Below are 23754 nucleotides of genomic sequence, written 5' to 3' on the forward strand. Positions count from 1 at the left end.
TTCTGGGGTTTATTGGCAATTGCCGAATTGATTTAAGAGTTCTTCTCTGGAACACTGTAGGAGTAAAGGGGTAAATTCTTCTGGGGACAATTGTAAAATCCGGCTGATAATAGCTTGAATTTCTGGGTCTAACTCACCAAAACGGACTCGGAGCAGGTTTTCCACCACCAAACGTTTCCCCTCTTGCAGACCCCGTTCTAGACCCCGTTCCAGACCCCGTTCTAAACCCCGTTCTAAACCCCGTTCTAAACCCCGTTCTAGACCCCGTTCTAGACCTTGTTTTTCTCCTTCGGCCAGTGCCTCTTGATAGACTCTCGTTTGTTTTAAATCACTTAGTTCAAACATAGCTTCAATTTCCTCGCGACTTTTCTGGGGGAAGTAGTAGGTTAATTCATGAATCATACTAAATCTGGTTATTAAAGACTGATTATTTATTCCCCTTTTTGCATGAGTGCATGAGTAGAAAACGGGTTTCTCGGAGAAACCCGTTTTCTGTGGGTTACTCGTAGGGTTAATTCATGAATTAACCCTACCCTTGATAAGGGTGGTAATAGCTTCAATTTCCTCGCGACTTTTCTGGGGGAAATCGCTTTAAGAGTTCCTGCTTGGAACAATGGAGGAGTAAAGGAGTAAATTCTTCTGGGGACAGTTGTAAAATCCGTCTGATAATCCCTTGCAGTGGTGGGTCTAACTCACCGAAACGGACTCGGAGCAGGTTTTCCACCACCAGACGTTCTCCCTCTTGCAGACCCCGTTCTAGACCCCGTTCTAGACCCCGTTCTAGACCCCGTTCTAGACCCCGTTCTTCTCCTTCGGCCAGTGCCTCTTGATAGACTCTCGTTTGTTTTAAATCACTTAGTTCAAACATAGCTTCAATTTCCTCGCGACTTTTCTGGGGTAATTTGTAAATAATGATACTTTCGATGAGGTTAATTAACTGCCGTTGACTGGACTGGTCGGTGATTTCTTCTCTAGTCCGCTCGATTAGGGTTTGAGCAGTCCTCACCGCTGCTGTTTCCGACTCTACTACTAATTTAATCACACCAATTCCTAAGGAGGGATTGTGGGGCAATTCATCGAGATAAATGCGTCTAACGCTTGCTAAATTGAGGATTTCGCCAAAATGTAGGGATTGTTCCCGTTCCACCCCACGATGGGGATAAATGACGACAATTTGCCAGGGGTGGGGTGGTCGATATTGTTTTAAAAATAGGAACAATTCCGCAAAAAGTCGATAGTAGAGGGTGTCGTCTGGTTGGAACTGCACTTCCACTAGGTAGAGGGGTTGCTGACTATCCTCTCGGAGTGGTATAAATAAGCCATCGAGACGGAAAGAGAGTTGTTTCACCTCTTGGGAGGTAAATTGATAGTTTGCTGCTCCCGGTTGCGGTTGTCCGATTAGGTCAAAGAAACTGTCGGGAAAGCGCAGGAATATTTGGTAAAAGAGACTGTCAGTTTTCACGAGAAATCTCGCTTCTAGGGTTTATTGGCAGTTTGGTTTTTGTGTGGGAGGAAGAAGAATAGGGATAATTTGGGTGCATCTCAATTTGGTCGAAATATCTAGAGGACATTTTGGGCGCACGCAGTGCGCCCCTACCATTGGCGCAATAATATTATTGTAGGGGCGAATTGCATTCGCCCTCTTTGAATAACTGCTGCTGCTCACCATAGATGAGGGAAAGTCACAAATAGGAGATGCAGCCGATAATTTTCGGGAGATATAGTCTTTAAAGCCTTGCCTGGCAAGACTCCTACGAATGATAAGCACTGATTATCACACAAAGTCGAGGAGAGTCCCGAATCGTTTGGCTAAACGGTTAATACTCTAGTATTAATAAGCATTGTAAGTAGCTAGGCAAAATTAATTATACATATCTAACCACCTCTTGCCTCACCTCAACAAGCAATTTAAAGGCGCGGGCAGCTTATCTGGCTCTTTTCCTGTATAATCAAGTCTTAATTTTATGACTTGTCATTATATTTGAGGAAAATCTATGAATTGGACAGAAGGATATGTATCGGAAGTTAACTACACTAGCGGCTTTTACGGCGAGTTAAGTCCCCTAAAATTAGGTTTAGCGACTCTGATTAAATCGATTCAACCCCCCGATTCTAGCCGAGAATTCACCTATTGTGAATTGGCCTGTGGTCAGGGTTTTACCACGAATATTTTAGCAGCTACCTATCCCCACGCCCAATTTTATGCCAATGATTTCAACCCTAGTCATATCGCCACGGCTAGAGATTTAGCGGCCAAGGCGGGAATGAAGAACGTTCTTTTCTTTGATGATAGTTTTGAGGAATTTTTAGAGCGAGATTTACCTCAATTTGACTTCATCAGTCTGCACGGAATTTATAGCTGGATTAGTGCCAAAAACCGCCAAGCAATAGTTAATTTTATTCGCCGCAATCTCAAGGTGGGGGGATTAGTTTATATCTCCTATAATGCTCTTCCGGGTTGGTCAGCAGCGATGCCGATGCAAGCTTTAATGTTACGTCATGGTCAACACAGTTCCGAACCAATTTTAACCCGCATTGAACAGGCACTTAATTTTACAGGAGAATTATTAGAAGCTAATGCTAGTTATTTTGTCCAAAATCCAATTTTAAAAAATCGTTACGAGCGCCTGAAGGAACAAAATCGTTATTATTTAGCTCACGAGTATTTCAATCAGGAATGGAATTCTTTTTACTTCGATGAAGTGGCGAAAGAATTAGAGGATGCTAAACTTAAATATGTGGGTTCTGCTCATATTAATGACCATATTGATACAGTTAATCTTTCTCAGGCAGCCCAAGAAAAATTAGCACAAATTAGCGACCCGATTTATCGGGAAGTGGTGCGAGATTTCTTTGTTAATACCCAATTCCGTCGCGATATTTTTAGTCGAGGCTCTTTAGGTTTAACCACCCAAGAACAGCTTAAGCAACTACAAGAAACCCGGTTTGCCATGATTGTTAATCCCGCAAATATCAAGTTCGAGCAGCAGTTCCCCGTGGGAGAAGTTAAGTTACAGGAGGCAGTTTATCAGCCAATTTGTGAAGTTTTGGCGGAATCTCCCCAAACTTTACTGCAACTACAAAATCACCCCAAAACCTCAAATATTAACTTAAATGGTCTTTACCAAGCTCTGATGATTTTAACTGGTATTGGCTATATTCATCCTGCTGTGGATGAGCAAACTTGCCAACAACGGAAACCATCTACTGATGCTTTTAATAATGCAGTGAAAGCGAAAGCTATCTATGATGAAGAATTGAGCTTTTTAGCCTCTCCTTTGATTGGTACTGGAGTATTGGTCAATCGGTTAGAACAATTATTCCTCTTGGCTAAATCCTCTAACCAAGATGCAGTACAATTTGTTTGGCAAATTTTGGCAAGTCAAGGCAAAAAAGTGGTTAAAGATGGGAAAACTTTGGAAACAGAGGAGGAGAATATTGCTCATCTGAAAACAGTGTACGAGGAGTTTAGTCAAGGACGTTTACTAACATTGCAAAAACTAGGTATTGAGTAAATACTAAGTAGGGTTTGCGGCAAAAAGTTTTTCGTGGGGGTAGGGTGTGGGGTGTGGGGTGTGGGGTGTGGGGTTTTACCCATTTTCAGGGGGTCAATTACCTAATTTTCAGGGAAAAAGTGCCTAAATTTCCCCCCCGAACACTCCTAGCTAAGGCACTTTTTGATTTCAAAAAAGCCTAAAGATATTATCCAACAAGGTTTTTAGATTTATTCAGCAAACCCTACTTAGTGGTGCGTTACGACGGATTTTTACCTTCAAGTCAAGGCAGCAATTTTGGCTGTTACGTTTTACTACTTAGTGGTGCGTTACGACGGATTTTTACCTTCAAGTCAAGGCAGCAATTTTGGCCGTCTAACGCACCCTACGTTTTGCTGAAAAGGTCATCAACAGAGTAACATCTACTAGCTGCCTTGCTTTCACTAGCGGGGAATATTGACCCCGATAATTGCTACTTTTGCGGGGTATGGGGGGAAGTACCCAGAATCTGAGCTGCTTCCCCTATCTTGACTAATCTTTTTGTCTTGACAAGACCCAGTTAAAAACGCCAACCTAGCTAGGTTGAACGAGATTATTTAAGCCATAAACCACTTTAGCGCTGATAATCTTATCCTGATCGGTAAGTTCTTCTAACACCTCTTTTCCCTGCACTAAATAGCCAAAAACCGAATAACGACCATCCATGAGATTAAACCCCGGAGGAGTTAATTCATTATCGAATTTAAAGAAAAAGAATTGCGAGGAACCTCCGTTAGGATTAGTATCGGGACGCGCTAGGGCCAATGCACCAAAAGCGTTAAAAGGCAAGGCGAGACTGGGTAAGTAAATCCCTAATTCTTCGAGAGTATTGCCATAAACTGGTTCTTCTTCCCCTTTAATCAAAATTTCTAAGGGAATAGAGCGATATTGCTTAGTTTTCGGGTCAAGAAAACCTTCTTCTGCACCGACGGGATCTCCGGTTTGGACAACGAAATTATCTTCGCTGCGAATGAAGGGTAAACCGTCATAAAAACCCCGTTGGACTAAATCCACAAAGTTACCCCCATTAATCGGAGCGCTGTAACCATCGACAACGATAGTTAAATCTCCTTTGGTGGTCTGCATCTCTACGGTGGCACGTCCTCGCAATTGCGGCAAGTTAGCGTATTCTGGGGGAACGTTAAAGGGAAAACCCACCACCATTAATTCTTCTAAAGCGGTGATATTATTGAGTAATTCCCGTCTGGTTGACCAAACTGCCTCTTTATCCTTCGCTTCTACGGCCGTATCGAGGGCTGCCACTCCCGTTTTCAGTTTTTCGATTAATTCCTCCCCTTGGCTTTTACTTGCTTCGGGAACACTATCTAAGATAGCCTTGCTTTTGGTAGAAAGGACATAATTGGCATCCTTGACATCTTTTTTAATCGGACTCCAACGCTTGGCCCGCAGATGTTTGGCAATATCTTCGATCGATTGTTGCACTTGACGAATTGGTTTATTATCTATGGGTAAGGCATTGCGTAAAATAGCAGTGGGATCCGTTACCGCATCACCCTGAGCAAGCACAGCTAAAGCAGGGGTAGTTCCCTTAACCGTGAACAGACTCAAGATTAAAAATAGTGCTAGGGCAATACTAGCACCGCTTTTTAAGAAAAATTTGCCCCATTCCCGTAATCTTGTCGTTATTTTCATGTTTTGGTCGGTTCCTCAATGGCCATACCTATCCAAAATACTTGTAGGCTTTTAGCGCAACCCTTGTCAATAGGTGAGAAAACCGATCGAAGTCATCAGTTATCAGTTATCAGTTATCAGTTATCAGTTATCAGTTATCAGATGTGAGTTTTCAGTTCACTGTTTGCTCTTTACAGCAAAAAACGCTCCCCAATTCCCCACTTCCCCACTTCCCCATCACCCCCCGCAACGCGCACGCAGTGGTCTCCCCATCTCCCCAATTCATAATTTATAATTCATAATTCCCACTCCCCTTTTGATCTTTTATGACTATCATTGTCGATTATCGCTTTCCGCCGGCTATTAATGCCGAAAAACAGGCAAAAACGATCGCTATCGGTCAAACCGCTGGCACTTGGAGCGATCGCCACAGTCATCGTCAAGAGCAGCTGCAACAACACCTAGGGGAAGTGGTGGGGATCAGGGAGGAAGCCGACGGTTATAAGGTGGCTAGGGTGCGTTTTCCCCAGATAAACGTTGAAAATGACATCGCCAGTCTTTTAACCATGATTTTCGGCAAATATTCCATGGCTGGAGCCGGAAAAGTGGTGGGGGTGTATCTCCCCGAAACCTACGGCACAAAAGCCAAGCTGGGAATCACAGGAATTAGGCAACGTTTGGGGGTTTATGATCGACCTCTAGTCATGGCAATTTTTAAACCCGCTTTAGGACTATCGGCCCAAGATCACGCCGATATCCTGCGAGAAGTGGCTTTTGCTGGCTTAGACGTGATTAAAGATGATGAAATCATGGCGGATCTTCCCGTGGCTCCCACCCACGAGCGCCTAGATTGTTGTCGCCTGGTTTTAGAGGAAGTGCGGCAGCAAACCGGTAGAAATGTTCTTTATGCGGTCAATGTCACCGGAAAAGCGGACGAATTGCAGAGAAAAGCCCGTTTATTAGTGAAACATGGGGCTAATGCCCTATTATTAAACGTTCTTACCTACGGTTTTTCCGTTTTAGAAGCTTTAGCCAGTGATCCAGCGATCGATGTTCCTATTTTCGCCCATCCTGCCTTTGCCGGAGCAATGTGTGCCGGTACTGATACGGGATTAGCCTATTCTGTGGTTTTGGGAACGATGATGGCCCACGCAGGAGCCGATGCGGTGCTATATCCCGCCGCTTATGGTAGTTTACCCTTCGATCCCCAGGAGGAGGGCAAAATTCGCGATATTTTGCGCGATAGAAACGTTTTTCCAGTTCCCTCGGCCGGCATTCGTCCCGGTATTGTTCCCCAGGTCCTTGGGGACTACGGACGTAATGTTATCCTCAATGCGGGAACCGGAATTATGGACCACCCATCGGGACCGGCCAGTGGTGTGAGAGCCTTTTTTGAAGCTTTAGCGAGAATAGAAGCGGGTGAGTCATTTGATCCCGCCAATTTGCCGGAAGGAGCCTTAAAACAGGCAATTCTAGAGTGGGGTTAAGAGCAACTTTTTCAAATGCACTATAAAGACATTTTGTCAAGCATTTTTAGAAAAGTTAACAAATAATCTCCCGTTTTAGATAGGGTTGCAGCACTTCCGGCACTTTTACTGTCCCGTCTGCCTGTTGATAATTTTCTAGGACAGCGGCCATAGTACGACCGATCGCTAATCCCGAACCGTTGAGAGTGTGGACAAAATTAGTGCCTTTTTGCCCTTTTTCTTTAAAGCGAATATTTGCCCGTCGTGCCTGGAAGTCTCTAAAATTAGAACAACTGGAAATTTCCCGATAGGTATTAGCCGAAGGTAGCCATACTTCTAAGTCATAACATTTAGCAGCCGCAAAACCCAAGTCACCGCTACACAATTCAATCACCCGATAGGGCAACTGTAAAGCTTGCAGGATTGCCTCCGCATTAGCGACTAAACTTTCGTGTTCCTGAGCAGAAGCGTCAGGATGGACAATTTTGACCATTTCCACCTTATTAAATTGATGCAAACGGATCAAGCCCCTCGTATCCTTGCCATAGCTGCCCGCTTCTCGACGAAAACAGGGAGTATAGGCACAGTGTTTTATTGGTAATTGCTCCGATGAGAGGATTTCATCGCGATAGAGGTTAGTTACGGGTACTTCTGCCGTTGGTGCTAACCAAAGCTCATCATCTCGACATTTAAAGCTTTCTTCCGCGAATTTTGGCAGTTGTCCCGTCCCGCGCAGGGAGTCACTATTAATTAAAATTGGTGGTAAAACTTCTGTATAACCGGCGACAATATGGCGATCGAGCATAAAATTAATTAAGGCTCTTTCTAGGGCTGCCCCGACAGCGATAAGATTAACAAAACGACTCTGGGCGATCTTTACTGCCCGTTCAAAGTCTAAAATGCCCAATTTTTCCCCAATTTCCCAGTGAGGCAAAATATTCGGGTTGGTGGGTTTATATTCCTCTCCCCAGCGTCTGACTTCGACATTTTCCCGTTCATCCTTACCGATGGGGGTGGTTTCACTGGGTAAATTGGGTAAATCTAAGATTTTTTGGTCAATGGCCGCTTTAATCTCTTTTTCCTGCGGTTCTAATTGAGCTAGTTTACTTTTAATCTCGTTTCCTTCTGTTTTCATTGCCAAAATTTCGGGACTGTTGACATCGCTGCCACTTTTCACTTTTTGTCCCACCAATTTACCGATTTCGTTACCCCGGGCCTGTAAACTGCTGCGTTCTAACTCTAAAGCCTTCTGTTGTTGATTTAACTGGAGAATAGGGGCAATATCATAACTCCCTCCCCGACTATCTAAGCGTTTCTGTACTTCCTCTGGATTTTCTCTAATTTGCTTTAGGTCTAACATGGTACGAGTCAGTAAAAAGTAAAAATTAAGTGGGGGAGTCGGGGAATTGGCAGCCTGAGGGGAAATGTTCTCAATCCCTAACCAATGGTCAATAATAACTCAAAACTTAACTAAAATATCGGTTGAAAGCCGCCGGTAAAATTAGCGGCAGCGGAAACTGGGGTATATTTAATTTTGGTGTCTGGAGTTAAGTCTCATGCTCAAATATCTGCCTGTTAAATTCCTGCGTTTTTTAGCGATTAGCTGTCTTGTCACGCTAATTTCTCTAGGATTTGACCGTTTACACCCCGTTAAAGCTAATCCCACCCTTATAGCTCAAAATGCTTGGGCCGGGGCCTCCTTCCCCGTGGAAAACTTTCAAACCTATACCTCCGGTTTCGGTTATCGTTCCTCTCCCATGGATGGCAGTCAACAATTTCATGCTGGTTTAGACATGGCCGCACCCTTAGGCAGTTATATTCGCAATTGGTGGACCGGCAGAATCGTCGAATTATCCGATCATACAGGCTGTGGCACCATGATTAAGATGCAATCGGGTCAGTGGACGCATATTTATTGTCATCTCATGGGTTCGGTTCAATCCGATAGCCGTGGTACTTTTTTGATTGATAGGTCAGGAGGAATCGTCCTTACTCTCGGTCAGGATATACCGGCAGGGGCGCGCATGGCTAGAGTGGGAATGACCGGACGCACCACCGGACCGCACCTGCACTGGGGACTGATGTACGGCAATCAATACGTTGACCCCGCTTTGGTTTTAAATGCTATGTACGGTTCTAATCCTTCGGGTAATAGTTAATATCTCCTGCAAAAATCAAAAATCTTCCCTTAGGTGAGGAGACTCCGAGGCGGTCGAGAGGAGACAGGAGCAGATTTCACAGAAGTGAGTCCCGATTGAAACGCTGAAAAGCCTATCTATCAAGGGATTTGGTTCTTCGGTTTGTCTTATGCAACGGACAGGGTTATAAGAAATGAAACTCTTATAGAGAAAGACATTTGGCGATTTTTGTCAATTGTTTTCGCTCTAGAGCGAACTAATCAAATCGCCAATTCAAAAATGAACCGCATCAACCTCAAGAGTTGACAAAGAAAGGCTCATCAGGTACTGTCTGATCATTAACAACAACAAATCAGACCCAAAAACGAAGCACCCAACATCTTAACATAGAACAAAGAAACTTGCTCTACCAACTTAGTCAAGAGGGAAATTTATCTCAACGGCAAATGGCCGTCGGGCGCGGATGCCATCAAAGCACGATAGCACGAGAATTAAAAAGGAATCAAAGTTCCCTCGGCTGCTATCTACCTGACACAGCACAAGCTAAGAGCGAGATGCGGCGAAAAAATGCCAAACAACCCTTTTAAAATGTCAGCGAGTCAGCCTTAGAGTTGGTGAAAGAAGGATTGAAAAATTATCATAGTCCCGAACAAATAGCAGGTCGTCTGAAAAGAGCCAGTCAAGAATCGCTCAGTCATGTAAATGAGCATACTAATGGACTGTTAAGACAATTTTTTCCCAAGGGGACAAATTTTAAAATCCTTAAGCCAGAGGAGGTGGAAAGAGCCGTAAACTTAATTAACAATCGTCCTCGAAAATGTCTTGACTATCGTACCCCGAATGAGGTATTCTATGAAGGTAGATCAGACAGTGATGCAATTCAGACTTGAATCGGCCACATTATTTTGTCTAGTCTTGAATTGTTTGAATATAGCATTTGCTGGATCTAACTTTTCTTGGGGGGTTGTTTATGGTTCAGAAACGAACATTCAAGAGGCACAAACAGAAATTAATCAACTGGACGATTGCCACAATATCGAAACCTTGAGCGTTTATTATTTAAACGTAGCAACTTTTATGTGAGTGTCATCCTATTCCCAACCGAGCAAGATGCTAATAACGCTCTACCAATAATAGAGAATGAATATAAAAGAGGCTCATTTGTCAGACCTCTTAACGAGTGGTGTCCCAATTGGAAAAACCAGGAAAAGAAAGAAAAGACAGAAAGTGGCATACCCTATTTTGACTACGGAATATGAGAAATCCTTGTCAGAAAAACTAGGGTAATCATTCCTTGATCGCCCTACATTTGTTTTGATGTTTGCTTGATAAATAAGCTCTAAGATTGGAGCAAATCTACTGAAGTATTATCGATTAACCCAGCAACAGCATCAAGATAATCATTAAGTTCCATTTTCTGAGCTTGGGCAAATAAATTAAGGGTTTCTATCTTTGTTCCTTCTCCCTGTTCAATGCGTCTCACTTGACGCTCGGATGTTCCTATAATATCTGATTGTCGCAGTTGATGCTGTTTGCATAAAGATATAATCGCTTGACCAAAAATCTGATCATGTTTTAATTTAATCGCTGCAAACTTTTGTTTTGCAGCTGGTTCAATTACACTCAAAAAAGCCGCTATATCAAACTCCACCAATTATGCCTTGTTGGGTTTTCCTTCGGTCAACCTAAACTACAAAGGGGATTATACCGAGGGATTGGCTGATGTTAAAACTATTTGGTTGGGACTGCGAAGGTTACATGATATCAGCGAGAATTGGAAACTATTCCATCAAATTAGTTCCCCCATAGAACCTCCTTGAGCCATCTTGCACACTTTTCTCTTTTTGTCAAATTTTATGTTAAGAAAGATGTGACTAATGGATAGCGGGAGTATCTGACAATTTTTAACACCTACCTACTTAAGTTGTGAAATTCATTGAGTTTTCTAGAAATCTCGGCCAGAGGCGAAAAAATCAGCGACAATGATATAAATAGAGTTATCAACACAAGTAAAGCGATTATGACTGTAGCCACGACGAACGCCCGAGATATTTTCCGCTCCGCCTACGAAAACCGTTACACTTGGGATGAAGGATTTCCCGGTTACACTGCCGATATTATCCTCACTCAAGGGGAGGAAGTCTATACGGGCAAAATTCAAGTTAATGCCGATTATAGTGTGGAAGTAACCGGCATTGATGACGAGAAAGTGCAAGAAAGTATCTATAATCAAATGCGCGACATCGTTACTCACCGTAAAAGAGGCAATTTTGATGCTTCCCACGGCAAAAACCAGTTTAATTTCGGCGAAAATGATCCCACCGGTGCGGTAGAAATTCTTGTCACCGGCGATGCGATGGGGTCTAATTATAAAGTCCGCGGCCAAGAAATCTGTCAAGTCAGTCGAGTCATGGGACCGATGGCTTTTACTATTAATACCGAGGAAAGTCTCGATACGGGAGAAGGTTATATTTCTATTCGCTATAATGCCATTTTCCGCAATGCTAAAACCGATGAATTAAAGGGAAAACGTGACTTTAAGGAAACCTACGAAAAAATCGGTAATTATTATTTACCCTCCTGTCAAGTGATTAACGCAATCGACGCCGGGGGCGAAAAATCCACCACAGAATTTACTTTTATCAATCTACAGCTTTTAGAATCTTAAGGGTTATCCCCGCCCAAAAAGCGTTAGGATTGAAGTAACTACACTCTAATAAATCTCTGACCAGAGGCTGATTATGTCCTTAACACTGACTCCCAATAACGTCGAACAAGTCTTAGATGAAATGCGCCCCTACCTGATGGCCGATGGTGGTAACGTGGAATTAGTCGAAATCGACGGGCCAGTCGTCAAACTGCGTCTTCAAGGCGCTTGCGGTTCCTGTCCCAGTTCCACCATGACCCTAAAAATGGGCATCGAACGTCGTCTCCGGGAAGTGATTCCCGAAATTGCCGAAGTCGAACAAGCTTTCTAAATCTTGGTTTAATTAATTCTCACCACCGCCCGATTGACTAAGTTAAATTAGCGATCGGGCATAATATTAATTATATATTTTTTTCTGCAAGATTGATAAAATTACAGAATTAATTAAGATAAAAAGTATCTTTTTTAGCCGATTAACCAGCCAATTAAGCATTAACATATACTTGAAAATTTTTATTAAAACTCAAAAATTATGACGGAAAATATCCCCACCATTGTGGTCATGCACGGCGACCAAACTGGAGAAGAACTATTACTAGAAGCCCTGAGAGTATTGCAACCTTCGATAATTCGTCAACCGCTTAACTTTGCCGATTTTGATCTTAGTTTAGCCCAGCGTCGCCAGAGTAACAATCAAGTGGTTTATGAGGCCGCCGAAGCGACTCTCAAAACCGGATTAGCCCTGAAAGCTGCTACTATTACCCCAGAAATCAAAGGAGATGTGGGCAGTCCCAACGCTATTTTAAGAGAAGCAATGAATTCTCAGGTAATTCTCCGCATCGGTCGCCGTATCCCCGGTATTCGTCCGATTGGGGGCGTTTATTCTCCCATTGCCATTGTCCGCATGGCCGTTGACGATGCCTACGGGGCCAAAGAATGGCGAGAAACCACGGCCACCGGCGATGAAATTGCCTATCGTACCTCGCGCATTTCTAGGGCTACCAGTCGCGCTGTGGCCGAGTTTACCTTTCAACAGGCCAAAAAAACCGGGGCGCGGGTATTTGGCGGCCCAAAATTCACCGTCAGTGCCACCTACGAAGGGATGTTTAAAGAGGAATTAGACGCAGCAGCCCAAAGACATCCGGAAGTACGTTATCAACCCCTGTTAATTGATGCAACTTTTGCCCTACTTTTACAAACCGACGGCGAAGCTTTGGTGATTCCGGCACTTAATCGCGATGGCGATTTATTATCGGATTTTGTCTTGCAACTCTATGGCAGTATTGCCGGGGCCGAAAGTTTAGTTTTGGGATTTGATGAGGAGACTTTAGCGGTTAAAACTATTATGGCAGAAGCTCCCCACGGCACAGCCCCCGCTTTAGAGGGCAAAAATATTGCTAATCCCATGGCGATGATTTTAGCCTCGGCAGCTTTGTTAGGTTATATCGAAACTAGCGAAGCGCGCAAGGCTTCTCGGGCAATTTATGAAAGTGTCTTTGAAACTATTCACGAGGGCAAAAAAACCCCCGATTTAGGGGGCCAAATGACCATGAGTGAGTTTACCGATGAGGTGATTCGTCGCGTGGTCAGTAAGTTAGAAGTTTGGTCTGCTTTGGGGTAAATGAACTAATGTGATTGCTCTCTTAAAGGAGTTTGAAGAAAGGGTAATCCCAAAAAATAAGAATTGTTGCAAAGGCCTTGCTTTTGTTTATTTTACGGAAAAACAAAAGCTACCGTTGAAGTGTGCAACAGAGTCCCTTTGCAGGATTAAGACAAGAACAATGAAACTACAAACTTTGACAAAAACTCTGACTATTGGTCTGATTGGTGTAGGAGCTGCCTTGACCTTACAATCACCGAGCCAAGCTCAAACCAGATTCGAGTGTCTTGTACCAGTGACAGGCCCCTATGTAGGAGTTCCCACAACCTATGCCAAAGTCGGCCCTAATGAATACAAGGCTGTGATTCGTTGGGTTTCTCGTTATTTTAGTGGTTCCGGTTATACTCCCATGCAACGTTGTCAAGAAGTGACCGGAAGATTCAACAGCCTGAACACTCGACCGGGCGGAATTGATATTATTACCACTGGCTATCTCAATGGTCTGCCGGTCATCTATTCCCCTAGTGATGGGCGAGAACGGGCAAATAGCAGTAACCTATTATTCACCCTCAAGAGAGGGGAAAACGCAACCCAGAAAATCGAACAGCTATTCGACATCCGGGAGGGAGCCAGCAGCAGTCCTTTGTTTGAAAGCTCATCGGATTCTGCCACTGTCCATTTCAACAAATTCCTAGAAAACGCTCCCGCAGAAACAAATCCGGCTACCGGTTCGTCCTCTTCTCCAGCGTCGGGGACTTCTCCCGAACAATCGCCCCAAAAACCATCAGGCGGTTCTGTTTGGTAAACTTTTCTAGTTCTATAGATAAGGTAGGTTGGGTTGACGCAAGGAAACCCAACGCCCGCTGTTTGGTAAACTTTTATAGTTCATAGATAGGAGCATAGTGATCAAGTGAGTCGGGCGATAAAAAGAATTTTGGCTGGTGTGGGCAGTTTATTATTGGGACTGTCCACACCTTTGCTTGCTGTTCAAAGCTATGCTCCTGCTCTGGAACCTAACCAGGCCAATGCCTATAGCTCTCAACAACGTTCAGAACCACAGCTGCGTCAGTTAGCCAGAGCAATTACTGTTAAGGTGTTATCAGGGCAAGGCTGGGGTTCGGGCATTTTAGTCGAAAAACAGGGTGCTTCCTACAAAGTCCTCACTAATGACCATGTTTTAGGGCGGTATCGCTCTCAGGGTTGGCAAATACAAACCCCTGACGGCAAGATACATCGGGGGGAGTTGGTCAGAACAGTTCGCTTGAATAATTATGATTTAGGCTTAATTTCTTTTCGCAGTAGCCAAGTTTATTCTATTGCTGATTTGGCTAATGTCGATGATCTCGCTATCGGAGAGCAAGTTTTCGCCGCTGGTTTTCCCTTCGATGGCGATCGCCCGACAGAAGAGGGATTTACCTTCACCCTGGGTAAAGTGTCGCTTTTGAGTGATAAATCCTTTTCGGGAGGCTACCAAATCGGCTACACCAATAAGATTAAAAATGGTATGAGTGGCGGACCGCTGCTGAATCGGCAAGGTAAAGTTATTGGTATTAACGGGATTCATGCTTATCCTCTCTGGGGTAAATCCTACGTTTTTGCTGATGGAACGGTGACTTCACCAGCACTGTGGGAACAAATGAGTCGATTAAGTTGGGCGATTCCTATACAGACTTTTTTGCAATCGGGGTCATCTTCTCTATCTGCTTCCAGTCCGCAACAGCCCTCAGTTTCACCCCCATCGCTTCCCACCCATAGAGAACCCACTTTCTCGGAAGATTTTTCTTCTCCATCCCCGTCAACCCCAAGAGAAAAGAATCCCGCTCGCACACCACTCTGGTAAATTCCACTCAACTGTATTTTTAAACCAGAATGAGCAACAATTTCTTGAAAATTTCCGCCGCCCTAGTTAGTATAGCGGTGTTTGTGGTTTCTCCTCAGATTGCTAAGGCATCAACAACTGAGCAGCTAGAAAAAACTGCTGAAAAGATTACCGTTTTAATCCCCTCAGAAGAAGAGGGGGCGAATGGGAAAATTACTGCTAATGGCTCTGGATCAATTATTGCCAAAGAAGGAAGGGTTTATACTGTTCTTACTGCTAGTCATGTAATCTGTAAAGATGCTAGAGATGCCTGCAAGTTCTATTACGATCAACTAAAAATTATTACCTGGGATGGCAAGCAATATCCGCTCGATTACAATAGCATCAAAAAATTACCAGGAGTAGATCTAGCTCTCGTGCAGTTTCAGAGCGACCAAAATTATCAATTAGCTACCTTGGGTAACTATCAAGTAGCTGACGAACAATTTATTTTTGCTTCTGGATGGCCAGATCCGAAATTTATCGGCAAGCGGAAACGATTGTTCAATGTGGGGAAAGTGCTACCCAAGGACATTACACCCTTGCTGAAAATATTTCCTCCGGAGTTGGGGTATGAGATAGTTTATACCAGTGTCACCTATGGGGGCATGAGTGGCGGTCCAGTGTTGGATATCAATGGACGAGTCATCGCAGTTCACGGACAAAATGAAGCCGAAAAAATCGAAAAGGTTCCCGTGCCAATTGGCTTTAGTCTCGCTATTCCCATCACTACTTTTTTGAAATTAGCACCCCAGTCTGGCATTCAAGGGCAGATAAATGTCGAAAATTCGCCCCCCAATGCCTTATCTTTCCAAGAAATTGGGGATGAATTATACAAGGCTTTTGAAGTTCCCAATAAGAACGATACTAATCCCCTAAACTGGCTTAATCAAGGCAATAAAATGTGGCGGTTAGGACAATTAGCCCTCGCCTATGCCGCCTATGAAAAAGCCCTGCAACTCGATTCTCAACTCTATCAAGCTTGGTACGGTAAAGGTCTGGTCTTGACCTACTGGAAACGCCCCCAAGAGGCACTCGCTGCCTACGAACAAGCTCTCAAAATTAATCCTGACTCCGATACCGCCAAAAAACTGCGCGACAAGCTCCAAGAATCTTTAGGGGGAAGAAATACCCCTCCTGTAACCCCCTCACAGCCAACCACCGCGCCCACCGTCGAGCCTTCACCACAGCCCTCTAATCCGAGAAGACTATGGTGAAGTGAGCAGGGAGAATTCTGATTAGGGACTTGCGTGGGAATAATATCCCAGCTTTGAAAATCGCTCTGTAGAAGAATCAGACCAGCCAGATGGCACAGGATCAAAGCGCAAGTCCCTTAGCCGCGGTGGCCCTCGAAGGCTCTCGCCCGACTTAGGGTGATCAGCAAACCCCCTCCGCGCGGAGGGCGCAGGTTCCAGGCGCCCCGACAGTAACGGATTTTGTCCACAATGTAGGGGCGAACTGCGTTCGCCCAAAAGGTACATTATCAAAGCGCAAGTCCCTTAGCTAATAGTCGGTTGGACCAATTTAGCTAAGGATGCTTGAATTGCTCGTAGTTCTGCGGGGGGATTGCGGAGAAACTCTTCGTTACTGGCTAAAATCATCGCATTATAGGCCAGCACCGCTGCCAACAATTTAGCTGGAACTACCTTCTCATCGTTGGTCAGTCCCTCTAAGCTGGCCAATAAGTCTTGAATAACATTTAAAGGTGGTGCGCCGGGGGCTGTGTAAAGAGCGGCGGTGACAGCATTGATATTATTACCCGCCTGAGCATCTCCTGTTAAGATGCTCAGTATCGATTGCTGAATGGCTGGGGGAATCGGGGTACCTGTAGGGGAGGTTAAATTATTATCAGCTAACTGAGTATTCACAGAAGCAGCTGCTTGATTAACAGAGATTTGAGCCGGTTCTCCCCCCTGAAATCCCAATCCCGTCACCGTGGTGGTGATGGGGATAGTTTGACCGGCAAAATCACCGGTGGAAAGAATTGGCCCGGTGACATCGGATTGGTTGCCGGTTTGCGCCATAACGGGAGAGACTAGGGCATTGGTCAGCAAAACCGCCGCCACTAAGGAAACTTGCCAATTAGTCAACCATTTCATCAACATGGTCTTAATCCTCATTCAAAAAGCTAAATTAACAGTGTAAAAACTGACTAACGGGGGAAAAAGTAATTGTAGCCGATACTCATGACGAAGCGAGCGCCGTCCCCGGCATTGCCCGTTAAATCAGCACCGGCAAGGTTAATCGTCAAGGGGACTTTCGGGAAAGGAATCAGGGAAATACCTGCGTTTAAGTCTTGACCCGACCATTCGACAATGGCCGAGACCGGTTCAACAATTCGTAAACCCGCACTAGCAAAGACACCCAGGGAATTTACCCCATCTTCGATGGCTCCTTCCGAGCGAAAACGACCACCACCAACACCCAAAGAGAGCGTCAATTGGCTAAAGGGTTCTTTCGTTGTTTCTGTTAACTGAAAAAATTTGCTCACCACCCCGTAGATACTGCTACTGCCATCTGTCCCACCCCAGTTAATAGCGTTTTCAAATCCTAGGGCCACAGCAAAACCTTCTGGCAGAGAACGGTGAATTTTAAAGCTAAAACTGCCCCGTCCGGCATTATCACCAAAAAGGCTCAAAATCGCCAGAGTTACATCTAAACCGACAATTTTCTGGGGGTCTCCCAAACCGCCCCCTAGGGCTAACCCACCATCTGCTTGATTGGTAAAACGGGTTCTCGACTGGAAACCGAAACCACCGAAAATCTGCCCAAAATTCGCTCCAAAACCGATGGGAGTAGAAATACTGGCACTAGGGGCAACCACAAATTCCGCCAGTTTCGCAGAAAGGGTTTGTAGCGTTAATTGCGGTTCCTCAATCAGAAACTCTTGACGTAAACGCTGCAATTCGGGGGAAACATTGGTATCAACGGGGGTAGATGCCTGTGCTTGCCATTTTTCGACTTCTGGAGCGTTATTACCCCCTGCCCGTAAAAGCTGACTCGCTTGCATTGTCCCTAGATTCGCCTTCCATTCTTCTAGGGTTGAAATTGTCCTGGTCTTTTCTGTTGCTAAAGTATCGAGGGAAGATTTCCCTAGTTTATTTTCTAAGGATGAGGGCAGATTACTATCGGCTAATCCCTCTGTTGTCGAGAAGGAATTGGTTGTCAGAACTCTTTCTGTCCTCTCTAATTCCACGGGGGAATTAATGATAATTTTTTCCGGGGATAACCGAATAGAAGCAGCGTCAATGTCTAAGGGGGAAGGAAGGGCCTTCACCCCATCGCAAAGTATGGCTGTACCCACACAGGAGGTAATGAAAATTCCTCCAGAAAATATCTGTCTCATCTGGCTGTTTCTTTTGGCTTTTTTTAACAACACTTCCAGCTTTCCTCACGGACGAAATTAATTTGCAAGAATTGTAACTGATTTATGCTTAGATAGCAAGTTATTAAACTTGTTCGTTATATTGCTAAAACTAAAAAAAGCGGGTTGAACCCCGCTTCTAATCAACAACTAAGCCAACTTAAAGGCATCTCGCCAACACCAGCGCAACAGGGTAAAAGCTATCAAACCTTTAACCACTTCTAGAAACCAGTAACCAATCTGCAAGGACATCATTTCTCCCGACATTCCCGATGTGGTAACGGGAGCCAGTACACCCATAGCGCTCAGATTGGGAGTGAGAAAATAGGTGTAAATTAGGGTGATTACTAAGAGAACACCGGCGAATAGGAGCGATCGATGTTCGGGGAGATGGATTAAGGTATGATAGCGGTGGAAGACAACAAAGCTACACAGCACAATCGCCGCACAAACTAATTCCAGATGGTTAAAAATGCCAAATAGCAAGTAACCAGCGCTGGCAAAGCCATTTTGTGTCATCATGCCGGCTACGGATAAGCTGGGGAGAATGATTAAATCGATGACGAAACTGGCACTTAACCAGAAACCGAGAACAACCATGGCTAAGGTTGTCCAATTAAACCAAGACCGATAACGCTCAACAAAAGTTTTCATTAGGCTTGCTCCTCCTTGCCTTTATAATTTAATTGTAAAGAGCGTTCGCCAAAATTTTGGCCAGTTTTTTGGTAATTCTTAGCAATTCTTATCAATTCTGAGGGCAACCAAACAATACCGATCTTACCTCTAGATTTGGCTACCCGCTCGGGGCAGAATTGTAAAGATTTATCAACAAGTGTTTATAAAAACCTTTAAATATTGACCAAGTTGACGATTCTAGACTTACCCTAAAACAATAACTGACTATCTAGGGGTTTACTGTTATGGATAAGGATTTTCGTAACTATCGCATGGTTTGCACCCTCACCTTCGGAGATATTTACGGACAAATAATCGTTTGGTTAATCGTTATTTTTCTTACTCTCGCTTCCACTCTAGCTCTTTGGAGTAGCACTAGACAAATTTTTGCCCTCGCTACCGTGGGGTTAGTCGTCGTCCTCTCTTTGCCTTTTTTACTCTTTGCTTTCGTTACTACCCTCCTCAATCATATTGAATTCGTTCCCATCGAAGCGGAAACCAATATTCGTCGTAGTCCTGTCCCCGGAGTTAGCGGCAGCCGTGTACCCGCAGCCAGCTAAATCTGACCAAATCGCCAATAAATAATCTAGAGACGTTGTCAGCAACGTCTCTAGCAGTTTTTGCCATTGTTTGTGTCGGGGTTTCTCGTTCGAGACTTTTGTAAATTTTTGTAAATTTAACTTGTTTTTAAAAACTTTTTCTGGTAGCGATTATCCAAAGAAAAATAGATGAAAGAGGGAAATTGTCAAGAGAATAATCTTGTTTGCTGCCTGATCCCGGTCAATGATAAATTTTTAAATACCTAGTCTTTTACATTTTCCCGACTCTCGGAGTGATCCCCAATGTTAAAAAATCTCTTTGGTGGCAAAAAATCTGACTTTTACCTAGAACTAAAAGAAACTGATGGTGAACAACAAGCAACAGCAACCACGGCAGCACCTGCACCTGTTCTGGAAGCGCCCGCCCCTGCTGTCGAGCCGGCTGCCGCCCCTGTAGCCGAGAAAAAAGCCAAAAAAACTTCTATCAAGAAAGAAAAGCAAGTAAAAGAAATTCCAGCTGCTCCTGTGAGCGCACCGGCACCCGTAGCCGCTACTAACGGTAAAGTAGAGCCGCAAGAAGTGGAATTTGCGACAAAATACTTGATTACTCCTAGTATGTCTCGCCGTCGCCCTGGTCCAAGTTTAAACGGTTTCAAAGACATGGCGCGCAAAGCAAAACTACCTGCTAACCGCGGCTAAATCCCCCCGTATTGGTTTCTCAATAAAAAAAAGGAGAGCTTTCTTGGACTCTCCTTTTTCATCAGGGTGCATCTACTGACTCAAGTTTAGCAGAGAGTTTTTTTGGGGTTGGTTATTTAGGTTACTTCCTAGAGTATTTTGGGGATAATTATTACCCGTCTTCTTGGGCAATTTTTAAAACCTAGGACTAGGTTGACTGGTGGACAGGTGCAAAATCAGTCTTCATATCTTGATTTTTGCAACACCATTAGGGATTAACTTTCGCCGCTCGGATTAGCCAACCGATTACCCCACCCGTAACACCACTGAGGATCGAACTGATCGAAGCGGTGATCACCACTACCCCGATCTGTTTCCAGTTTTTCAATTCCCCGACTTTTTCGGCGAGATCGGTGGTTTTTACCGCCGCGTTCTCTATAACTTTAACTCGATTGCTTAAACCCTCTATCTTTGCGTCTAGGGTTCGTATATCGCCTTTAATTTCCGACTGCCCTAACTCTAAATTCTTCTGTCCGTTTTCCAGGGTGATTAGTCGGTTTTCTAGGGTGGTTAGTCGGTTTTCGATCGCCTTCTGTCCGTTGGCAATGCCGATGATTAAATCCTCTAGTCTTTTTAAATCTTTTTCAGTTGCGGCTGTCATCAGTTAAACTCCTATTAGTTGAATTTGATACTTTATTGATTGCGGATCATATCAATTTCCCTCCCAGATTTTTAGATAGGCATTTTCCATATTTTCAGCGAATTTTTTCCCTTGCCAGAGGGGAGCTATGTCACGATTTCCTAACAGTTGATGGCTGATGTCTTGACGAAGGGAGCGATCGAGTCCTAATTTTACTCCCCAGTCGATATATTCTGCCTCATTCCAGCCAATTCCGGCTTCAATACCAGCATTAATCATAAAAGTATAACTATTGCGCGCAGAAAATTGTTCTCCTACCAATGTAACTAAAGGGATTCCTTGCCATAAAACTTCTAAGCTGGTGGTAGCGCCATTGTAGGGATAGGTATCTAACACCACATCGGCAATCTGTAAATTAGCGCGATGGGTATATTCATCTATATCTCTCGGTAAAAACCGCAATCTTTGGGGATTAACTCCCTCCCGAATCGCTATTTCAGTAAATAATTCTTGAATTTTTTCAGTCTTACCGACTCCCTTAATCAGAAAATAACTATTAGGGACTTGTGCGAGAATTTTCATCTGAAGTTTAATGGTATCAGGATGGCGTTTCATGCCACTTTGTACGGAAAAATAGATGGTAGCATCGGGGGGAATTTCTAAATCTTCTCGACAGAGATTGGGAGTGCCGATTTCAAAACCATCCACTGCTAAATATGTCTCTGGTAAACGACAGATTTTTTCTCGATAATATTCCTCCGCTTGCTGGGGTAAAACGTAGGGATCGGCGATATAGTAATCAATAGTTGCTAATCCAGAAGCATCCCAACCTAACCAAGTCACTTGTTTTGCCGCAGGTTTCAGGGCGATAATCTGATTGGTGAGATTATGGGTTAAACTGTCTAAATCTACTAGAATATCTATCCGATCTTGTTGAATTTGTTGGGCAACTTCTAGGGGATTTTGAGCGTAGGGAAAATGACGGATAATATCTCGGCTATCCCGGAACCATTGACGGGTAATTTCATCTTCTTCTTGGTTAATAGTATAGATGGCTATTTGAAATTTTTCTCGATCGTGATGGTGAATTAACCAGCGACTTAACCAACCGACAGAATGATGTTTTAAGGTACTAGCAAGATAACCAATCGTTAGTTTTTCTTGAACTTTTTTTATAGTAATAAAAGAAGTTTTTAAGCTATTATTATCAAGGAAAATTTCGGCAATGCGATTAGTTAATTGTCGATTGGCTAAAGCTCGATCGCCTAGGTAGGGTAGGGGACTAGAAATATTGAGAAAGCTAGTTTTAATAATCGGTTCTAAAGTGATATTTTTTTGACGGGTTAATTCCTGTAATAAATTCTGATATTCTTGATAAATATGCTCAATTTCTTGCCAAACTCCCCAGCGCAAAAGTATTAACAAAATTAGATAATTACTGTATAACTTTAGGGTTGGAGTTAGACAAATTTCTCGCAATTGATAGGCAGTTATCAAAGAATTATCAAAGTCTTCGGCTAAAATATAGAGGTTAACTAACTGTTCTAAAAGACTCAGATCATTTGGTCTTAATTGCAGACAAAGTTTAATAATTTCCACTCCAAAAGTGGGACTTTGTTGCTCGTTAGTGACTCGTGCTGCTATCTGAAAAGCTTGCGGGATAAAACTATCAGCTAATTCCTCTAGGTAGGGTAAACTTGCTTGAGCTAAATTTAAAGTTAATTCGTGGGGATATAAAAGACTTTTGAGAACTACATTTAAAAGCAATTCTTGATTAGGATTATATCTGAGATTGTCTTGAATAGGATAATTAAGAAGTTCTTCTGGATCAAATATTTCTAAATCTAAAGCTAAGTCGAATAAAGCTAATAAATTATTAATTGACTTGGGAACAATTTCCTGTAGATGATAGCGAAGATATTCTACAGCTGCCAGATCACCTTTGCTTTGTTGTCGTCGCGCTTCTGCGTCTAAAACTGCTTCTAATTCTGCTTGCCATTGCTTAACTTGTTCGGGATTTCCTTCCCTGAAAATACTTTGCCACATCACCTGCGCTGCTGCTTCTAAATTTTGCAGAAGATAGGCAACTCCCAAGTACCAATAGTCAGAAATATTTTCGGGATTGTTATCGATTAGTTCCTCGTAGATTGCCGCAACTTGAGGATAATCTTCAGCAATTAAAGCTTGATAAGCGTCAGGATGCCAATTCATAAATTTAATCGTCAATTATTAGTTTTTTGAGATAATTTTTTCAGAAAATCTTGATGTTCTTGACTGGCTAAACCTTGCTGTAAAACTGTCAAAACCTGTCCTAAGTTACCCGCTAATAAAGCATTAACATCTAACCAAAGACCGGGGAAACCCTGCGAGTAAATTATCCCTCGACTATCGGGTTCAAGTTTAATATATTCTCCACCATTTAATCGGAACCAATCTAATTGACGTTCATAAACTCGCCAAACAAGATATTCTTGCACTTGATTACGACGATAAACTCGCCATTTATTGTGGAGATCATAGGAAGCAGTAGAAGCGGCGATTTCTACGATTAATTCTGGCGCACCTTCGATATAATCATCGTCACTAATAGTTGATTGTCCAGCAATTTTAATTCTTAGTAAAGCATCCGGTTGTACCTCATTATCTGCATCCAGACGCACTGTAGTATTATCCGCAGACATCACCCCAATTGTGGCAGCTTTATAGACCCCTAACCAAGTTAAAATATCAGAATGAGGTTCTCCATGACTCTGCACTCGTACAGGAGAAGACATATAAACTATTCCTTCAATTAATTCGGCTTTTTTTACTTCAGAAAGGTTCTGATAACGACGCTCAAATTCTTGGCGACTTAGTTGATCACCATTTTCTAAAGGAGGGGTTTTAGGGAGAGAATAAATAGGTTCAGAAGTGATCATTTTTTTGCCCCGAACAACAGTAGATTCATCCTCCCCTAGTCCAGCGAAAAAGTTACAGTTAGGGGG

22 protein-coding genes and 1 pseudogene are annotated in these 23754 nt (G+C 43.5%); 12 read left to right on the forward strand and 11 right to left on the reverse strand.

Going from position 1 to position 23754, the window contains the following annotated elements:
• Positions 1 to 9: 9 nt before the first annotated feature.
• Both GQR42_RS19445 and GQR42_RS19450 read right to left on the reverse strand, forming a co-directional pair.
• Positions 10 to 345, reverse strand: coding sequence for a hypothetical protein (locus tag GQR42_RS19445; RefSeq protein ID WP_158202527.1), 336 nt, complete (start codon positions 343 to 345; stop codon positions 10 to 12).
• Between the two features lie 211 nt (positions 346 to 556).
• A complete protein-coding gene (locus GQR42_RS19450; protein WP_158201226.1) occupies positions 557 to 1462 on the reverse strand; it encodes an Rpn family recombination-promoting nuclease/putative transposase in 906 nt (301 codons plus the stop codon).
• A gap of 532 nt (positions 1463 to 1994) precedes the next feature.
• On the opposite strand from GQR42_RS19450, the gene GQR42_RS19455 reads away from it, so the two are divergent.
• Positions 1995 to 3515, forward strand: coding sequence for a class I SAM-dependent methyltransferase (locus GQR42_RS19455; RefSeq protein ID WP_158201227.1), 1521 nt, complete (start codon positions 1995 to 1997; stop codon positions 3513 to 3515).
• A 552-nt stretch (positions 3516 to 4067) separates the two neighbouring features.
• On the opposite strand, the gene GQR42_RS19460 is transcribed toward GQR42_RS19455, so the two are convergent.
• Entirely contained in the window at positions 4068 to 5186 is a 1119-nt protein-coding gene (locus tag GQR42_RS19460; RefSeq protein WP_158201228.1) for a peptidylprolyl isomerase, read from the reverse strand.
• Between the two features lie 305 nt (positions 5187 to 5491).
• On the opposite strand from GQR42_RS19460, the gene GQR42_RS19465 reads away from it, so the two are divergent.
• Entirely contained in the window at positions 5492 to 6652 is a 1161-nt protein-coding gene (locus GQR42_RS19465) for a 2,3-diketo-5-methylthiopentyl-1-phosphate enolase (RefSeq protein WP_158201229.1), read from the forward strand.
• 55 nt (positions 6653 to 6707) lie between these two features.
• Here the strand turns inward: GQR42_RS19465 and serS are convergent, their stop codons facing one another.
• Positions 6708 to 7991 carry a serine--tRNA ligase gene (gene serS, locus GQR42_RS19470; RefSeq protein ID WP_158201230.1) on the reverse strand — a complete coding sequence of 428 codons (1284 nt, stop codon included), beginning with the start codon at positions 7989 to 7991 and terminating at the stop codon, positions 6708 to 6710.
• 196 nt (positions 7992 to 8187) lie between these two features.
• On the opposite strand from serS, the gene GQR42_RS19475 reads away from it, so the two are divergent.
• Together GQR42_RS19475 and GQR42_RS19480 are read left to right on the forward strand one after the other, a co-directional pair.
• Complete coding sequence (locus GQR42_RS19475) at positions 8188 to 8790, forward strand: M23 family metallopeptidase (protein WP_002787315.1); 603 nt, start codon at positions 8188 to 8190, stop codon at positions 8788 to 8790.
• Positions 8791 to 9137: 347 nt separating this feature from the next.
• A pseudogene (locus tag GQR42_RS19480) lies at positions 9138 to 9659 on the forward strand (transposase); the annotation flags it as partial.
• Positions 9660 to 10108: 449 nt separating this feature from the next.
• Here the strand turns inward: GQR42_RS19480 and GQR42_RS19485 are convergent.
• Positions 10109 to 10420 (reverse strand): hypothetical protein, encoded by a 312-nt coding sequence (locus GQR42_RS19485; protein WP_233271084.1) that lies wholly within the window; start codon positions 10418 to 10420, stop codon positions 10109 to 10111.
• A 369-nt stretch (positions 10421 to 10789) separates the two neighbouring features.
• Here GQR42_RS19485 and GQR42_RS19490 point away from each other — a divergent pair, with 369 nt between their 5' ends.
• The 6 genes from GQR42_RS19490 (at position 10790) to GQR42_RS19515 (ending at position 16091) form a co-directional block, all read left to right on the forward strand.
• Positions 10790 to 11437: a DUF3386 domain-containing protein gene (locus GQR42_RS19490; protein WP_158201231.1), complete on the forward strand. Its 648-nt coding sequence runs from the start codon at positions 10790 to 10792 to the stop codon at positions 11435 to 11437.
• Positions 11438 to 11510: 73 nt separating this feature from the next.
• A complete protein-coding gene (locus GQR42_RS19495) occupies positions 11511 to 11747 on the forward strand; it encodes a NifU family protein (RefSeq protein WP_002735229.1) in 237 nt (78 codons plus the stop codon).
• Between the two features lie 201 nt (positions 11748 to 11948).
• Entirely contained in the window at positions 11949 to 13037 is a 1089-nt protein-coding gene (locus GQR42_RS19500) for an isocitrate/isopropylmalate family dehydrogenase (RefSeq protein ID WP_158201232.1), read from the forward strand.
• Positions 13038 to 13197: 160 nt separating this feature from the next.
• The gene (locus tag GQR42_RS19505) at positions 13198 to 13821 is read left to right on the forward strand and encodes a COP23 domain-containing protein (protein WP_158201233.1); all 624 of its coding nucleotides are present in this window, start codon (positions 13198 to 13200) and stop codon (positions 13819 to 13821) included.
• Between the two features lie 105 nt (positions 13822 to 13926).
• The gene (locus GQR42_RS19510; RefSeq protein WP_158201234.1) at positions 13927 to 14856 is read left to right on the forward strand and encodes a S1 family peptidase; all 930 of its coding nucleotides are present in this window, start codon (positions 13927 to 13929) and stop codon (positions 14854 to 14856) included.
• Between the two features lie 29 nt (positions 14857 to 14885).
• On the forward strand, positions 14886 to 16091 hold the full coding sequence (locus tag GQR42_RS19515) for a tetratricopeptide repeat-containing S1 family peptidase (RefSeq protein ID WP_158201235.1): 1206 nt from the start codon (positions 14886 to 14888) through the stop codon (positions 16089 to 16091).
• A 282-nt stretch (positions 16092 to 16373) separates the two neighbouring features.
• On the opposite strand, the gene GQR42_RS19520 is transcribed toward GQR42_RS19515, so the two are convergent.
• The 3 genes from GQR42_RS19520 to GQR42_RS19530 all read right to left on the reverse strand — a co-directional run bounded on the left by GQR42_RS19520 (position 16374) and on the right by GQR42_RS19530 (position 18892).
• The gene (locus tag GQR42_RS19520; RefSeq protein ID WP_158201236.1) at positions 16374 to 16979 is read right to left on the reverse strand and encodes a hypothetical protein; all 606 of its coding nucleotides are present in this window, start codon (positions 16977 to 16979) and stop codon (positions 16374 to 16376) included.
• 47 nt (positions 16980 to 17026) lie between these two features.
• Positions 17027 to 18253, reverse strand: a complete 1227-nt coding sequence (locus tag GQR42_RS19525; protein ID WP_158201237.1) for a hypothetical protein — start codon at positions 18251 to 18253, stop codon at positions 17027 to 17029.
• A gap of 135 nt (positions 18254 to 18388) precedes the next feature.
• Positions 18389 to 18892 carry a hypothetical protein gene (locus GQR42_RS19530; RefSeq protein ID WP_158201238.1) on the reverse strand — a complete coding sequence of 168 codons (504 nt, stop codon included), beginning with the start codon at positions 18890 to 18892 and terminating at the stop codon, positions 18389 to 18391.
• Positions 18893 to 19158: 266 nt separating this feature from the next.
• Between GQR42_RS19530 and GQR42_RS19535 the strand changes: the two genes are divergently transcribed.
• Together GQR42_RS19535 and GQR42_RS19540 are read left to right on the forward strand one after the other, a co-directional pair.
• On the forward strand, positions 19159 to 19473 hold the full coding sequence (locus GQR42_RS19535) for a hypothetical protein (RefSeq protein WP_158201239.1): 315 nt from the start codon (positions 19159 to 19161) through the stop codon (positions 19471 to 19473).
• Between the two features lie 282 nt (positions 19474 to 19755).
• Entirely contained in the window at positions 19756 to 20151 is a 396-nt protein-coding gene (locus tag GQR42_RS19540; protein WP_158201240.1) for a hypothetical protein, read from the forward strand.
• A gap of 247 nt (positions 20152 to 20398) precedes the next feature.
• Here the strand turns inward: GQR42_RS19540 and GQR42_RS19545 are convergent, their stop codons facing one another.
• From GQR42_RS19545 to GQR42_RS19555, 3 genes are read right to left on the reverse strand one after another with little or no spacing between them, the layout of a single operon-like run.
• Positions 20399 to 20791 carry a hypothetical protein gene (locus tag GQR42_RS19545; protein ID WP_158201241.1) on the reverse strand — a complete coding sequence of 131 codons (393 nt, stop codon included), beginning with the start codon at positions 20789 to 20791 and terminating at the stop codon, positions 20399 to 20401.
• Positions 20792 to 20842: 51 nt separating this feature from the next.
• A complete protein-coding gene (locus GQR42_RS19550; RefSeq protein ID WP_158201242.1) occupies positions 20843 to 22981 on the reverse strand; it encodes an O-linked N-acetylglucosamine transferase, SPINDLY family protein in 2139 nt (712 codons plus the stop codon).
• An 11-nt stretch (positions 22982 to 22992) separates the two neighbouring features.
• Positions 22993 to 23688, reverse strand: coding sequence for a Uma2 family endonuclease (locus GQR42_RS19555; protein WP_158201243.1), 696 nt, complete (start codon positions 23686 to 23688; stop codon positions 22993 to 22995).
• Positions 23689 to 23754: the final 66 nt, after the last annotated feature.

Source organism: Microcystis aeruginosa FD4, from assembly GCF_009792235.1.
In the GTDB taxonomy this organism is placed as follows: Bacteria; Cyanobacteriota; Cyanobacteriia; order Cyanobacteriales; family Microcystaceae; genus Microcystis; species Microcystis viridis.

What these genes read in the sequence shown, in the direction of transcription:
- GQR42_RS19445 (WP_158202527.1), bottom strand. Translation starts at nt 345, where the DNA reads ATGTTTGAACTAAGTGATTTAAAACAAACGAGAGTCTATCAAGAGGCA.
- GQR42_RS19455 (WP_158201227.1), top strand. Translation starts at nt 1,995, where the DNA reads ATGAATTGGACAGAAGGATATGTATCGGAAGTTAACTACACTAGCGGC.
- GQR42_RS19460 (WP_158201228.1), bottom strand. Translation starts at nt 5,186, where the DNA reads ATGAAAATAACGACAAGATTACGGGAATGGGGCAAATTTTTCTTAAAA.
- GQR42_RS19465 (WP_158201229.1), top strand. Translation starts at nt 5,492, where the DNA reads ATGACTATCATTGTCGATTATCGCTTTCCGCCGGCTATTAATGCCGAA.
- serS (WP_158201230.1), bottom strand. Translation starts at nt 7,991, where the DNA reads ATGTTAGACCTAAAGCAAATTAGAGAAAATCCAGAGGAAGTACAGAAA.
- GQR42_RS19475 (WP_002787315.1), top strand. Translation starts at nt 8,188, where the DNA reads ATGCTCAAATATCTGCCTGTTAAATTCCTGCGTTTTTTAGCGATTAGC.
- GQR42_RS19490 (WP_158201231.1), top strand. Translation starts at nt 10,790, where the DNA reads ATGACTGTAGCCACGACGAACGCCCGAGATATTTTCCGCTCCGCCTAC.
- GQR42_RS19495 (WP_002735229.1), top strand. Translation starts at nt 11,511, where the DNA reads ATGTCCTTAACACTGACTCCCAATAACGTCGAACAAGTCTTAGATGAA.
- GQR42_RS19500 (WP_158201232.1), top strand. Translation starts at nt 11,949, where the DNA reads ATGACGGAAAATATCCCCACCATTGTGGTCATGCACGGCGACCAAACT.
- GQR42_RS19505 (WP_158201233.1), top strand. Translation starts at nt 13,198, where the DNA reads ATGAAACTACAAACTTTGACAAAAACTCTGACTATTGGTCTGATTGGT.
- GQR42_RS19515 (WP_158201235.1), top strand. Translation starts at nt 14,886, where the DNA reads ATGAGCAACAATTTCTTGAAAATTTCCGCCGCCCTAGTTAGTATAGCG.
- GQR42_RS19520 (WP_158201236.1), bottom strand. Translation starts at nt 16,979, where the DNA reads ATGTTGATGAAATGGTTGACTAATTGGCAAGTTTCCTTAGTGGCGGCG.
- GQR42_RS19530 (WP_158201238.1), bottom strand. Translation starts at nt 18,892, where the DNA reads ATGAAAACTTTTGTTGAGCGTTATCGGTCTTGGTTTAATTGGACAACC.
- GQR42_RS19535 (WP_158201239.1), top strand. Translation starts at nt 19,159, where the DNA reads ATGGATAAGGATTTTCGTAACTATCGCATGGTTTGCACCCTCACCTTC.
- GQR42_RS19540 (WP_158201240.1), top strand. Translation starts at nt 19,756, where the DNA reads ATGTTAAAAAATCTCTTTGGTGGCAAAAAATCTGACTTTTACCTAGAA.
- GQR42_RS19545 (WP_158201241.1), bottom strand. Translation starts at nt 20,791, where the DNA reads ATGACAGCCGCAACTGAAAAAGATTTAAAAAGACTAGAGGATTTAATC.
- GQR42_RS19550 (WP_158201242.1), bottom strand. Translation starts at nt 22,981, where the DNA reads ATGAATTGGCATCCTGACGCTTATCAAGCTTTAATTGCTGAAGATTAT.
- GQR42_RS19555 (WP_158201243.1), bottom strand. Translation starts at nt 23,688, where the DNA reads ATGATCACTTCTGAACCTATTTATTCTCTCCCTAAAACCCCTCCTTTA.